Origin of the sequence: Brevibacterium casei CIP 102111 (assembly GCF_900169275.1) — a bacterium.
Lineage (GTDB): Bacteria > Actinomycetota > Actinomycetes > Actinomycetales > Brevibacteriaceae > Brevibacterium > Brevibacterium casei.
Genome location: NZ_FXZC01000003.1, coordinates 526,251 through 539,065 on the forward strand (window position 1 = coordinate 526,251; position 12,815 = coordinate 539,065).

Sequence of the window (12,815 nt, forward strand, 5' to 3'; positions counted from 1 at the left end):
CACCGTGGAACTCACCGCCTCTGTCCTCACCGCCCCGACGACCCCCGCCGCCTCGGTGCTCGTCGTCCTCCCCTCCCTCGGCACCTCCGTGGGCGCGCTGTGGCAGACGGCGGCCGAGGAGTTCGCACGGCTCACCCCGGACACCGCCGTCGTCGGCATCGACCTGCCCGGCCACGGCCGCTCCCCCGCTCCCGACGTCCCCGCGGGGACCGTCCGCGCGGAGGTGCCGACGGTGACGATGACCGACCTCGCCGAGGCGGTGCTCGCAACCCTCGACCGCGTCCTGCCCGACGTCGCCGCCCCCGAGGCTCGCGTCTCGCTCGCCGGGGATTCGATCGGCGGGGCCCTCTCCCTCCAGCTCGCCCTCGACCACCCGACGCGCTTCGAGCGTGTCGCGGCGTTCTGCACCGGGGCGAAGATCGGCGAACGCGAGGGCTGGGAGGAGCGAGCGGAGACCGTCGCGATCTCGGGCACCCCGACCCAGGTCATCGGCTCGGCCGAGCGCTGGTTCGCTCCCGGGTTCATGGAGCGTGAGCCGGAGGCCTCGGCCGCACTCCTCCACTCCCTCCAGGACGCCGACCGGTTCTCCTACGCCGCCCTGTGCTTCACCCTCGCCGACTTCGACATCCGCGATTGGCTGGCGGAGATCGCTCTCCCCGTCCTCGCCGTCGCCGGATCCGAGGACAAGCCGACGCCGCCGCCGAAGCTCGCCGAGATCGCCTCGGGCGTGCGCGAGTCCCATCTCGAGGTCATCGAAGGCGCAGCCCACCTCGTGCCCATCGAGGCGCCCGCGCTCACCGCGACGCTGCTCGCCGACTTCCTCTCAGGCCGGTTCTCCGATGCGGCGTCGGTCGGCGGCGAGGCGGACGATGCGGCGGGACTGCCGACCGAGTCGGGCCCCCGCGATGCCGACCGAGACGAGGTGTGGGCCGCGGGCATGCGGGTGCGCCGCGAGGTCCTCTCCGACACCCGCGTCGACCGTGCGAACGCGGCGGTCACCGACTTCACCGCCGACTTCCAGGACCTCATCACCCGCTTCGCGTGGGGAGAGATCTGGACCCGGCCGGGACTCGACCGCCGGATGCGCTCGGCGATCACGCTCACCGCGATGGTCGCCGGCGGCCACGAGGCCGAGCTGAAGATGCACGTCAAAGCCGCCCTGCGCAACGGGCTCAGCCGTGACGAGATCAAGGAGGTCCTCCTCCAGTCGGCAATCTACTGCTCCGTGCCCGCTGCCAACACCGCCTTCGCCGTCGCCTCCGAGGCGCTGGCCGAAGTCGACGCCGAGGGACTCGACTGAGGACTCAGGCGGTCCGGTCGCCGGTGGCTGGGTCGCTGTCCTCGGCGACGTCCTTCTCATCGTTCGCCGCGACCTCCCGGTACTGGGTCGAGAGCATCCGGTAGGCGCGGGTGCCGAAGGCCGCGAGAGCGAGGAGGATCGAGATCACTCCCGACCACACGAAGACGAGCGCGATCCCGCGGACCTCTCCGGTTCCGAGCAGCCAGCCCCAGCGGTCCTCACCTGCGGGTGAGTCCATGTAGGGGATGATCCAGAACTCCGCGAGCGGGGCGATGAGGAATGCGGTGATCGGGGCTGCCGCGGCCTCGAAGGTCATTGCGAAGCCGAACACCCTCCCCTGCTGGCGGTAGGGCACGACCCGCTGGATGACGGTCTGTTCGGCGGCTTCGACGGCGGGCAGGACGATGAAGAACCCGAGCATGCCCAGCCCGTAGAGCAGCCACGCCTCCCGGATCGCGAAGACCGCTCCGAGGGCGCCGATGAGGCAGCAGAGCAGAAGCATGGTGCGGATCGGGTTGCGCCCGAGCCCGAACTTCGCGACCAGGGCGCCGCCGACCATGAAGCCCGTCGAGACGACCGCGAGCGCGATGCCCCAGGTCTGGACGGTGCCGAAGACCTCGATGCCGTAGGGGTCCATGAGCGCCATGTAGACGCCACCGACGAGGTTGTTCAGCGTCGTGAAGAGGACGAGAGCGAAGAGCCCAGGAGCGGCGAGAACCGCAGTCAGTCCGCCGCGGATGTCGATCCAGCCGGGCTGTCCCTCGGCGGGGACGATGACCGGTTCGGGGATCCGGAGGGTGAGCAGGTGGGCAAGCGAGAGCCCGATGCACACGACGGCGATGAGGATCGACCAGCCCATCCCGAGGTACCCGATCGCCAGCCCGCTGAACACCGAGGTGACGAGGAAGCCGAGACCCTGGACGGTGCCGACGAGGCCGTTCGCGTTGGCCCGCCTCGGCCCGGGCACGAGCAGGGACACGGTCGTCGACAGGGCGATGCCGCGCAGCTGTTCGACGACGGCGCCGGCGAGCATGACGAGGCTGAAGACCCAGAACCACGGCCCGGCCACGTCGAGGAGGACGGCGTCGGGCACGGAGAGGTAGATGAGCCCGGTGAGCGCGAAGAGGACGAGGGTGCCCGCGGTCGCGGTGACCATGACCCGGCGTTTGCGGAATCGGTCGACGACGGTGCCGAAGAACATCGAGAAGACGGCGACGAGGAGCATGTACGCCCCTCCGATGACGCCGGTGGCGAGCACCGAGCGGGTCTCGACATAGACCCAGAAGGTGAGCGCGAACCAGAGGAAGCTCGTCGTCACGTTCGCGATCGCCGTGTTGACGAGGACATGGAGGAACGTCCGCTGCCCGCCCGGCGGCGGTTCGGGGTCCGCGGCGTGCGGATCCGCGGCAACGCTCTCGCCCATGGCACACTCCTCTCGAGACTGCCTCGACTGCTGCGACCACCCTCAGCGTAGACCCGACCGCTGACACGGCAGCCCGGTGCACTGACACAGCGGCGCCTGTTCGACCGCTCACATTGTGACGACCGGGACTTCCCGCGCCGAGCCCTGGCCACTAGGCTGGTCCGGTTGCGGCGAGCGCCCCTGCCGCCCACGACCTCACCCGCACCCCAGTCCAGAGGACAGCCATGAGCGATGCCCCTGTGCCCCGCAGCACGTACAAGTTCGCCGTCTTCGCGCTCGCGATCGGCGCCTTCGGCATCGGCGTCACCGAGTTCGCGACGATGGGTCTGCTGCCGCACATCGCCGCGGAACTCGACATCACCGTCCCCGAGGCGGGGCACGCTGTCTCGCTCTACGCCCTCGGCGTCGTCGTCGGGGCACCGCTCATCACGACGATCGCCGCCCACATGGACCGAAAGACGCTCCTGCTCTGCCTCATGGGCCTCTTCGCTTTCGGCAACGTCGCCTCGATGCTCGCGCCGAACGCGGCGACGTTCAACATCGCCCGCTTCGTCAGCGGCCTGCCCCACGGCGCCTACCTCGGCATCGGTGCGATCGTCGCCGCCTCTCTCGTGCCCGCGGGTCGGCGCGGACGGGCGATGGCGCGCGTCATGCTCGGCCTGACGATCGCGAACATCGTCGGCGTCCCCGTCGCCGCGGCGCTCGGCAACGCCTTCGGCTGGCGCAGCGCCTACGCCCTCGTCGCCGCCCTCGGCGTCCTCACCGTCATCATGGTCGCCATCGCCGTGCCGAAGGTGCGGCTGAGCCAGGCGCCGTCTGCCCGCGGGGAGATGAAGGCCCTGGCGAGGCCGCAGATCATCCTCACCCTCGTCGCCGGCTCCGTCGGCTTCGGCGGCATGTTCGCCGTCTACACCTACATCACCCCGACGATGACCGAGGTCGCCCACGTCCCCAGCACCGCGATCCCCTGGGTGCTCGCCGTCTACGGCCTCGGGATGACTGCGGGCTCCCTCATCGCCGGGCCACTCGTCGACAAGTCGATCGAGCGCTCCGGGGTCGCCGGCATGGTCCTCTCGGCGATCGTGCTCTCGATCTTCGGTGCGTTCACGCAGATCGCGGCGATCGCGATCGTCGCCCTCTTCTTCATCGGCATCGCCGGTTCGATGATCACCACGGCCCTGCAGATGCGACTGCTCCGCGACTCGACCGATGCCCCGAGCCTGGCGGCGGCGATGAACCATGCCGCGTTCAACCTCGCCAACGCCCTCGGCGCGTGGCTCGGCGGCATCGTCATCACCGCGGGCCTCGGCTACCGGGCGCCGGCCTGGGTGGGGGTCGGCCTCTGCCTCGCCGGACTCATCGTCCTCGGCATCGCGATCGCCCTGCGCCGAGGCGGCACCGACACCTCCCACCGGACGAAGCTCGACGTCTGAGGCGGACCCGGACCCCCGCCTCGGCGAGGGAGGGGACGACCACCTCGGCGAGGGAAGGATTCTGACCCGAAATACTCGGACATCAGAACAATCTCATTTTCCGGGACGATTACTGTGCACTCCCTGAGACGGGCGTACTGTCGGTCCGTCCGACACGAGCACCACCGCCCGTGCCTTCCTCTCATCACCACCGCGGAGCACACGAGAACATGTCCACTGAAACACAGCCCGGCGCGGAGTCGGCAGCGGAGTCCGACCGGATCGCTGCGACCCGGAAGAACAACACCCGAGGCAAGGTCCTCTCGGCCTCGATGGTCGGCACGACGATCGAGTTCTTCGATTTCTACGCGTACGCGACCGCCTCATCGCTCGTCTTCCCCGCCCTCTTCTTCCCCAATCAGACGTCGACGACGCAGATGCTCAGCTCGTTCGCGATCTTCGGCGTCGCCTTCGTCGCCCGCCCCGTCGGGTCGATCATCTTCGGCCACTTCGGCGACCGGGTGGGGCGGAAGAAGACGCTCATCGCGTCCCTGCTCATCATGGGCATCGGCACGTTCCTCATCGGCCTCCTGCCCACGGCCTCGACGCCGGGCTGGGTCGTCCTCGCCCCGCTCTTCCTCGTCCTTCTGCGCTTCAGCCAGGGTGTCGGACTCGGCGGCGAATGGTCGGGTGCAGCACTCCTCGCCACGGAGAACGCGCCTCCGGGCAAGCGCGCGATCTGGGGGACATTCCCGCAGCTCGGTGCCCCCGTCGGCTTCATCCTCGCGAACCTCCTCTTCGTCGGGCTGAGCACGTGGATCTCACCCGAGGCGTTCCTGTCGTGGGGTTGGCGCATCCCGTTCCTGCTCTCCGCCCTCCTCGTCGCCGTCGGCCTCTATGTCCGCCTCACCCTCATGGAGACCCCGGCGTTCCAGCTCGTCGAGGCGCGCCAGCAGATCTCGCGCGCCCCGATCGGCCGCGTCTTCACCGGCAGCTGGCTGCCGCTGCTGCTCGGCACGTTCATCATGCTCGCGACCTACGTCATCTTCTACTTCATGACCGCGTTCACGCTCACGTACGGCACCTCGCCCGCGACCGTGGGTCAGGCAGAGGCAGCCGCCGAGGCGGCCGGGAAGCCCTTCGATCCCGCGGGCTTCGTCGCGGGGCTGGGGTATGCGAAGAACGAGTTCCTCACCTATCTCATCATCGGCGTCGTGTTCTTCGGCATCTTCACCGTCGTCTCCGGTCCGCTCGCCGAGCGGCTCGGACGCCGGAAGATGCTCATGGGGGTCACCGTCCTCATCGCCGCCTACGGGTTGAGCGTCAATGCGCTCTTCAACGCCGGCACCGTCGGCGTCGTCGCCGCCCTCATCATCGGCTTCACCCTCATGGGCCTGACCTTCGGACCGATGGCCGCATACCTGCCCGAACTCTTCCCCGCCAACGTCCGCTACACGGGCTCGGCGGTGAGCTACAACATGGCCGGTGTCATCGGTGCCGGGCCCGCGCCGTTCGCGATGGTCGCCCTCTGGCAGGCCGAGGGCGGAACGATCCTCTGGTGCGGCCTCTACATCGTCGGCGCCGCGATCCTCACCCTCGTCGCGCTCTATTTTGCGAAGGAGACCGCGGACCTCGACATCGAGGCCGAACTGAGCTGAGCCGGGCTGGGGCCCGGCAAGGATACGATTCGGCAACGACCACCTCGGCGAGGGCCGGGGAAACATGGGTGTGACACAGGACACGGTACGATTCTTCACAGATGCCGCCCAGGTTTGAGAGTCTGGGCGGCGCACACCCGCGTGACGCCGACGTCACGGATGATCTGGGAGGATCCATGAAACGACGCTTGACCATGGCCGCCGTGGCCGCCGGTGCCCTCTTCGCGCTCTCCGCCTGCGGCGGGGGCGGCTCGGAGTCGGATGCGGGGCCGACGGCTGAGGGCGGAGTCCCCGTCGTCAGCGAAGGACAGCTCACCGTCTGCTCCGACATCCCCTACGAACCGTTCGAGTTCGTCGAGAACGGGGAGAACGTCGGCTTCGACATCGACCTCGCGCAGGGCCTCGCCGACGACCTCGGTGTCGAGCTCAACGTCATCACCACGGCCTTCGAGGCCATCCAGTCCGGCTCCGCACTCGACACCTCGCAGTGCGACATCGCGATCTCCGGCATGTCGATCACGGAGGACCGGAAGACGAAGATGGACTTCTCGGCCCCCTATCTCAAGGACAACCTCGGGCTCATGGCGACGAAGGAGTCCGGCATCAAGGGCATCGCCGACGTCAAGGGCAAGGAGGTCGGCGTCCAGCAGGCGACGACGGGTGAGACGTACGCGAAGGACAACGGCGCGACCCCCGTCCAGTTCGAGGACTCGGGACTGATGACCCAGGCGATCCAAACCGGGCAGGTCGATTCGGTCATCGGCAACATCTCGATCATCTCGACGGCGGTCGCCGCCGATGACAAGCTCGTCTTCGTCGAGGAGTTCGACACGGGAGAGGTCCTCGGCGCCGCCGTGAAGAAGGGCAACAAGCCGATGCTCGACGCGTTCGAGAACACGATGCAGCGCCTGTACGAGGACGGGTCCTACGATCAGTCGGTCGACAAGTGGTTCGGCGATGTCGCCGACGCGGCCCGGATTCCGGAAGCCGACCGCGGAGCCTCACAGGGCTGATGCACCCACCTGGGGTCCGACCGGCGATCGTTCGCCGCTCGGACCCCAGCCGTGTGCGGACCACCGGCGTCGCCCGACGCACCCGACCCGCCTTCGGCTCGAGCCCTGACCGATCTCAGGCCGAGCCCTGATCCTTGGAGACACCTTGGCTCTCAGCGTGCGCCAGCGCGAACGGACATCGCGCGGCATCCAATACGCCATCCTCATCATCGCGGTCCTCGCCGCGGCGTTCTTCGCCGACTGGCAGACGATCTACCTCAAATTCTTCAACCCCGAGGTCATTGCCGCGCAATTCCCCGCGGTCATCACCACGGCACTGGTCAACACCCTCATCTACACCGCGCTCGGGTTCGTCCTCGCGCTCTCGCTCGGCATCCTGCTCGCGCTCATGAAGATCTCCTCGGTCGCCCCGTACCGGTGGATCGCGACAGCCTACATCGAGCTCTTCCGCGGCGTTCCCGCCCTCCTCGTCTTCCTCGCCTTCGGCTACGCGGTGCCCTACGCGTTCGGCATCCGCATGGACACGTACGTCACGGTCATGCTCGCGCTCGGCATCGTCGAGTCCGCCTACATCGCCGAGACGATCCGCGCCGGACTCCAGGCGGTGCCGAAAGGTCAGTACGAGGCCGCCCGATCACTGGGCATGTCGCATACGAGGGCGATGGTCACGATCGTCATCCCGCAGGCGTTCCGGATCATCCTGCCGCCGCTGACGAACGAAATCATCCTCATGACGAAGGACTCCTCGCTCATCTACATCCTCGGGCTCACCGCGTCGCAGTACGAACTGACGAAGTTCGGCCGGGAGGCGATCTCGAATCCCGAGGCGGGCCTCACCCCGCTCGTCGTCGCCGGCGTCTGCTACCTCGTCATCACCGTTCCGCTCGGGCTGCTGGCCAGACGGTTCGAATCCCGCACCGCGAAGATCAAGAAGTAGGTGGACATGTCGACCACATCGAATCCGGCAGAGAACATCCATGCCGAGGGCTGCACGATCACCGGCCTCCACAAGTCCTACGGCGACGTCGAGGTGCTCAAGGGCATCGACCTCGAGGTCGAGCCCGGACAGGTCGTCTGCCTCATCGGCCCCTCAGGGTCGGGCAAGTCGACGCTGCTGCGCTGCGTCAACCTCCTCGAACAGCCCAATGCGGGCACGATCACCGTCGCCGGCTACGACGCAACGGACCCCGACGTCGAGATCAACAGCCTCCGCCGCCACGTCGGCATGGTCTTCCAGGCGTTCAACCTCTTCCCCCACCTCACCGTTGTGGACAACTGCACGATCTCGCAGCGCCGAGTGCTGCGGCGCGGCAAGGCGGAGGCGGAGAAGGTGGCGCGTGAGAAGCTCACGCAGGTCGGTCTCGCCGAACTCGCCGACCGCTACCCCGACCAGCTCTCCGGCGGTCAGCAGCAGCGCGTCGCGATCGCCCGGGCGCTCGCAATGGACCCGAACCTCATGCTCTTCGACGAGCCCACCTCGGCGCTTGATCCGGAGACCGTGGGCGATGTCCTCCTCGTCATGCGCAGCCTCGCCGAGGCGGGGATGACGATGGTCGTCGTCACCCACGAGATGGAGTTCGCCCGGCAGGTCGCCGACCGCGTCGTCTTCATGGACGGCGGCGTCGTCGTCGAGGAGGGTCCCGCGCGCGAGGTCATCGGCAACCCCCAGCACGAGCGCACGAAGCACTTCCTCTCCCGAGTCCTCCACCCGGGGCAGTTGGAGTGAGGCGTCGGTGTCGCCGAGCGGACCTGTTGCGGGCGAGGGGACCGGCCCGGAGCGGTCCCCTCGCCTCGAAGCAGTCCGCTCAAGGGACGCTGTGACCACCTGGGAGGCCACGCAGCCGGGCGTCCTCGAGCTGCCGTCGGGTCGCCTGGTTCGCGGGCGCTCGCTCGCACGCTCTGGTGGCGTCGGAGGCTCAGGCGGCTCAGGGCCGGCGGACTTCGAGCTCATCCTGCTCGGCACGCGCCGGGAGTTCGAGGCGCGGACGAGCGGAGGGGTCGGCGGTGCGGTGGACGGAGGTCGAGCGTTGACGGAGTACCGCTGGGTGAGGTGGCCTGACTTCCGCCTGCCGCGCGACCATGGAGAAGCCGCTGCCGCTTTCACCGAGGCGTGGACCCGGTCGCTGTCCGAGCGCGTCGGCGGCGCGTGCCTCGGCGGCCGCGGTCGGACAGGCACCGCGCTGGCGTGCATCGCGATCCTCGACGGGGTCCCGCCCGCCGAGGCGGTCGCCTTCGTCCGCGAGCACTACGACCCCCGCGCGGTCGAGACGCTGTGGCAGCGCCGCTACGTCGAGCGCTTCAGCCCCGAGAGTACCTGTTAGCGGCGAGGGGACGAGCAGGAAGCGGTCCGCTCGCCGCTAACCGGTCCGCTGAGTGACACTGAGGCTTGCAAGTGCATCAAGTTCCTCTCTGATCTGCCGGAACGGCTGGGCGCGGAAGAGGTCTCCCCACACGAGGTTGAACACCCGCAGCCCGGAGTTGAGCAGCTTCATGTGCCGTTCATGGTTCTTCGCACTCGCCTGATCAGGCCCGCCCTCGTTGAGGAAGTACTTGCCCAGCCCGTGGAACTCGACGGCGAGCGGCAGAGTCTCGTGGCGGAAGTCGTTGCGGGCGATCCAGGAGCCGTTGGCATCGTACGAGTCGACCTGCGGAACCATGCCGGTGATCCCTAAGCGGTGGAACTTCACCGCGCACAGTGACTCACCTGCAGACTCGTACAAGGGACTCGCGAGCTCGACTGCCCTCCGTGCAACCGCGCAGCCGCGCGTGCGCGGCCGGATCCCGCTCTGCAGGGAGCTCCTGTCGATTCTCCCTTCACGCAGAGCCTGAGAGATCAGAGGCACCGAAGTCTCCAGCGGATAGTCGTGAGCGAGGTCGAGCAGCGTGCGTCGCATAGCCGTCACCGGCAGATCCCCGACACGGTCCTTCTCGTCATCCCGCAGTGTCCGCTGGTGGCAGATGCACCTGGTCGTGACCCGGTGGAAGTTGGGTCGAATGATCTCCATTGCGCTCGCTGCCGGGAAGGCGGGATCGAGCCCGTGGATGATGGCAGCGGAGATGTGCGAGAAGACGGCATCGGGAAGGAGCTCCCCTGCGTATGAGCGCACGAGGATCTTCAGCTGCTCAGTGTTGTCGCGGATGTCATCGAACTGCTGGGGGTAGGGCCGGCCGGTCTCCACGTGGAGGTCATGGAGCACAGCGTGCTCATCATTCGCGCACTCCTCCCACAGCACGAAGTGGCCTCGTCTCACCTGTTTCGCACAGCAGTCCAGGAGTTCGCGCAGACGGGAGTCGGCGAACCCGAGATCCCGCAGTTCCTTCGAACTGAAGACTGTGACCATAAGTCATTAATCTACAGCAAACAACATCAAACGGTCCAGAGAGTGGTGACACTTCATTGCTGTTGTACGCCGAGCGGACTGCTCCGCGGCGAGGGGACGAGCTCTAGGCAGTCCCCTCGCCGCGCAGTGGTCCCCTCGGTACCAGCGGCACTCAGCGGTCGCGATACTCCGCGATGATCTGGTCCGAGGCCTTCTCGCTGACCATGTAGACGGCGCTGGCGATGAAGAAGCCCGGGATGTCGGGGAACACGCTCGCATCGACGACGCGCAGACCCTCGACCCCGCGCACGCGCAGGTCCCCGTCGAGCACTGCCATCGGGTCGTCGTCCGTGCCGATCTTCGCCGTTCCGCAGGCATGGTGGCCCCACGCCTCGCGCTTGACGAACTTGCGCAGCTCCTCGCGACTGGCGACTTCGGCACCGGGCACGAGTTCGCGCACAACCTTCGTGTTCTCGATGCTGCCGACGATCGTCCGCGCCATCTCGAGGCCGTCGACGACCCCGTCGAGGTCGCGCTCCCACCCGTCCGACCCCTCGTCGAAGTACCGCATGCGGATGTCGGGCACATCGCGCGGGTCTGCCGAGCGCAGTCGCACAGAGCCCGCTCGGTCCCGCGTCCACCCCTTGAGGACGAGCATGCTCATCCGATCGTGGTGCGGCTTCGCATCGTAGGCGTAGTTCGGGTAGTACCCGTGGAAGTCCGCCGCCAGCGAGAAGATGATGACGTCGGCGTTGTCCCCGCCCCCGGCGCTCGTGTGCGCGACCATCGCCGCGAGCGACCCGTTCGTCGAGTACGGCCCGCCGCGATCGTCCTTCCACTCACGCAGCAGATGATCATCGGGCTCACCCGGCGCCGGCAGGTCGAGCGTCGAGTCGTCGAAGATCGGGAAGTCGGCGTCGAGCTCGTTGACGACGGAGACCTCGTAGCGGTCGTGGAGATTCTCCCCCACCCCAGGCGCGTCGACGAGGACGGGGATCCCGAACTCCTCAAGCTCCGCCGCCGGTCCGATGCCCGAGAGCTTGAGCAGCTGCGGGGTGTTGAAGGCCCCTGCCGCGACGATGACTTCGTTGCGGGCACGGACGGTCGACCGCCTCGGCGAGGGATCATCGGAGCGTCGCTCCGGCGGGGTCGCAGCGTAGAGTCCGGCCCCGGCCAGGTATTCGACGCCGATCGCACGGGTGCCGTCGAAGAGCACCCGGGTGGCGAGCGCATCCTCGATGATCGTCAGCCGATCCGGATGTGCGGCGCGCGCGGCGAGCAGGCGCTCCCGGCTGCCGTTGCGCCGACCCCCGCCGGCGGCGACGGGGACGAAGGACATCCCCTGATAGCTCGGCGGGGTGTCGGCGGCGTTGATGTCGCGCGGCAGGGAGATGTCCTCGGGGATGCCGAAGAGCTGCCGACTCGTCGTCTCGGTGGCGTTGATGATGTCGAGGAAGCGGGGTTCCCGGCCGGCGATCGCGGGGTCCGCCCGTGTCGTCTGCAGCCACCCGTCGTGCCCGTGGCGGGCCTTCTCGTCCCGGTCGGCCTCGCTGTCACCGGGCAGCGGCCGGGCGTCGACGCCCTGCCAGTCCTCGATGCGCTCGAAGATCTCCCGCATCGGCCCGTGCCCCCAGCTCTCATCGCCGGTGAGCTCCGCGAGTCCGTCCCAGTCCCGGGGCTGCGGGGCGATGTGGACCATCGCGCTCACCGCGGTGCTGCCACCGAGCGTCGATCCGCGGGGATAGAGGATCCCGCCGAGGTCATCGTCCCATTTCGAGTCCTCCCGCCCCTGGGCGGGATCGTCGTAGTGGGAGACGGCGAAGTTCCACACCATGTCGGGGTCTTCGCTCGCATAGGCCTGCATGACGGGGATGTCGTAGTACCCGCACTCGTGGTTCCCGCCGGCCTCGAGGACGGCGACGGTGAACCCCGCCTCGGCGAGGTTGGCCGCGAGCGGACCCCCGCCTGCCCCCGAGCCGACGATGACGAAGTCGTACTCGGGTGCGTCCTCGACGGAGTCCCCTGAGCCTCGGACGGCCTCGGTCACTGGAGGTAGCCCTCGACTTCGCTCACGGGACGCTCCTTGGCGAGGTTGGGATCGCGTCCGGCGTCGCGCTCTCCCTGGCGCTGGCGCAGCAGGTCCCAGAGCTGGTCGAGCTCGCCCTCGAGCTGTGCGATGCGCTGATGCTCGTGCTCCTCGGTGATCTCTCCCTGCCCGAGGCGGCGGCGCAGCTCGCGCTCCTCCTCGACGGCGGCATTGATCTGCTTGTGGATCGATTTCTCGGTGGTCATGGGGATTCCTCTCTCAGGGGGTGGGCCTCAGCGGTGGATCTTGTCCATCCAGTCCTCGGGCACGCGGTCGGCGGGCCCGGGCACGGACTGGGATTCGGGGTGGGCCAGGGGCGGCGCGAGCTCCGGGCCCTCGAAGGCCTGCTCGGTGCGGAAGTCAAAGAACCACTCCTCCCCGGGCTCGTAGCTGCGGGTGACCGGGTGTCCTGTCTCCTTGACGTGCCTGCTCGCGTGCTGTGAGGGCGAGGTGTCACAGCAGCCGATGTGCCCACATGCCGCGCACCGGCGCAGGTGGACCCACCACCCGCCGGTCTCCTCGCACTCGACGCAGCCGGGCCCTGAGGGCGGGACTGAGGGATCGATGTCTCCGGGTTCGAGTCGGATGTCCATGCACCGAGTA

The 12,815-nt window shown here is 68.3% G+C and carries 12 protein-coding genes; 7 read left to right on the forward strand and 5 right to left on the reverse strand.

Annotated features, from left to right (window positions below):
• The first annotated feature begins 4 nt into the window (after positions 1 to 4).
• Entirely contained in the window at positions 5 to 1,300 is a 1,296-nt protein-coding gene (pcaDC, locus tag BC102111_RS18195) for a bifunctional 3-oxoadipate enol-lactonase/4-carboxymuconolactone decarboxylase PcaDC (RefSeq protein ID WP_101624173.1), read from the forward strand.
• 4 nt (positions 1,301 to 1,304) lie between these two features.
• On the opposite strand, the gene BC102111_RS09495 is transcribed toward pcaDC, so the two are convergent.
• The gene (locus BC102111_RS09495; RefSeq protein WP_101624174.1) at positions 1,305 to 2,723 is read right to left on the reverse strand and encodes an MFS transporter; all 1,419 of its coding nucleotides are present in this window, start codon (positions 2,721 to 2,723) and stop codon (positions 1,305 to 1,307) included.
• 224 nt (positions 2,724 to 2,947) lie between these two features.
• Here BC102111_RS09495 and BC102111_RS09500 point away from each other — a divergent pair, with 224 nt between their 5' ends.
• The 6 genes from BC102111_RS09500 (at position 2,948) to BC102111_RS18025 (ending at position 9,127) form a co-directional block, all read left to right on the forward strand.
• A complete protein-coding gene (locus tag BC102111_RS09500; RefSeq protein WP_101624175.1) occupies positions 2,948 to 4,156 on the forward strand; it encodes an MFS transporter in 1,209 nt (402 codons plus the stop codon).
• A gap of 209 nt (positions 4,157 to 4,365) precedes the next feature.
• Positions 4,366 to 5,793: an MFS transporter gene (locus tag BC102111_RS09505; protein ID WP_009377701.1), complete on the forward strand. Its 1,428-nt coding sequence runs from the start codon at positions 4,366 to 4,368 to the stop codon at positions 5,791 to 5,793.
• A gap of 176 nt (positions 5,794 to 5,969) precedes the next feature.
• The gene (locus BC102111_RS09510) at positions 5,970 to 6,806 is read left to right on the forward strand and encodes an ABC transporter substrate-binding protein (protein ID WP_101624176.1); all 837 of its coding nucleotides are present in this window, start codon (positions 5,970 to 5,972) and stop codon (positions 6,804 to 6,806) included.
• A gap of 145 nt (positions 6,807 to 6,951) precedes the next feature.
• Entirely contained in the window at positions 6,952 to 7,743 is a 792-nt protein-coding gene (locus BC102111_RS09515; protein ID WP_095376139.1) for an amino acid ABC transporter permease, read from the forward strand.
• A 6-nt stretch (positions 7,744 to 7,749) separates the two neighbouring features.
• The gene (locus BC102111_RS09520; protein WP_063249988.1) at positions 7,750 to 8,532 is read left to right on the forward strand and encodes an amino acid ABC transporter ATP-binding protein; all 783 of its coding nucleotides are present in this window, start codon (positions 7,750 to 7,752) and stop codon (positions 8,530 to 8,532) included.
• A gap of 91 nt (positions 8,533 to 8,623) precedes the next feature.
• Positions 8,624 to 9,127: a protein-tyrosine phosphatase family protein gene (locus BC102111_RS18025; protein WP_101624177.1), complete on the forward strand. Its 504-nt coding sequence runs from the start codon at positions 8,624 to 8,626 to the stop codon at positions 9,125 to 9,127.
• A gap of 36 nt (positions 9,128 to 9,163) precedes the next feature.
• Here the strand turns inward: BC102111_RS18025 and BC102111_RS09530 are convergent, their stop codons facing one another.
• From BC102111_RS09530 to BC102111_RS09545, 4 genes are all read right to left on the reverse strand, one after another.
• Positions 9,164 to 10,147 carry a hypothetical protein gene (locus BC102111_RS09530; protein WP_223290014.1) on the reverse strand — a complete coding sequence of 328 codons (984 nt, stop codon included), beginning with the start codon at positions 10,145 to 10,147 and terminating at the stop codon, positions 9,164 to 9,166.
• A gap of 151 nt (positions 10,148 to 10,298) precedes the next feature.
• Positions 10,299 to 12,173 carry a GMC family oxidoreductase gene (locus tag BC102111_RS09535; RefSeq protein ID WP_101624178.1) on the reverse strand — a complete coding sequence of 625 codons (1,875 nt, stop codon included), beginning with the start codon at positions 12,171 to 12,173 and terminating at the stop codon, positions 10,299 to 10,301.
• Positions 12,170 to 12,418 (reverse strand): DUF2630 family protein, encoded by a 249-nt coding sequence (locus tag BC102111_RS09540; RefSeq protein WP_101624179.1) that lies wholly within the window; start codon positions 12,416 to 12,418, stop codon positions 12,170 to 12,172. Before BC102111_RS09540 ends, BC102111_RS09535 begins: the two co-directional genes overlap by 4 nt.
• A gap of 27 nt (positions 12,419 to 12,445) precedes the next feature.
• Positions 12,446 to 12,805 (reverse strand): UBP-type zinc finger domain-containing protein, encoded by a 360-nt coding sequence (locus tag BC102111_RS09545; RefSeq protein WP_095376141.1) that lies wholly within the window; start codon positions 12,803 to 12,805, stop codon positions 12,446 to 12,448.
• Positions 12,806 to 12,815 lie beyond the last annotated feature (10 nt).

Bases quoted from the DNA above. Each gene is read 5' to 3' on its own strand.
- BC102111_RS09500 (WP_101624175.1), top strand. From the start codon at position 2,948: ATGAGCGATGCCCCTGTGCCCCGCAGCACGTACAAGTTCGCCGTCTTC.
- BC102111_RS09495 (WP_101624174.1), bottom strand. From the start codon at position 2,723: ATGGGCGAGAGCGTTGCCGCGGATCCGCACGCCGCGGACCCCGAACCG.
- BC102111_RS09530 (WP_223290014.1), bottom strand. From the start codon at position 10,147: ATGGTCACAGTCTTCAGTTCGAAGGAACTGCGGGATCTCGGGTTCGCC.
- BC102111_RS09540 (WP_101624179.1), bottom strand. From the start codon at position 12,418: ATGACCACCGAGAAATCGATCCACAAGCAGATCAATGCCGCCGTCGAG.
- BC102111_RS09520 (WP_063249988.1), top strand. From the start codon at position 7,750: ATGTCGACCACATCGAATCCGGCAGAGAACATCCATGCCGAGGGCTGC.
- BC102111_RS09505 (WP_009377701.1), top strand. From the start codon at position 4,366: ATGTCCACTGAAACACAGCCCGGCGCGGAGTCGGCAGCGGAGTCCGAC.
- BC102111_RS09545 (WP_095376141.1), bottom strand. From the start codon at position 12,805: ATGGACATCCGACTCGAACCCGGAGACATCGATCCCTCAGTCCCGCCC.
- BC102111_RS09510 (WP_101624176.1), top strand. From the start codon at position 5,970: ATGAAACGACGCTTGACCATGGCCGCCGTGGCCGCCGGTGCCCTCTTC.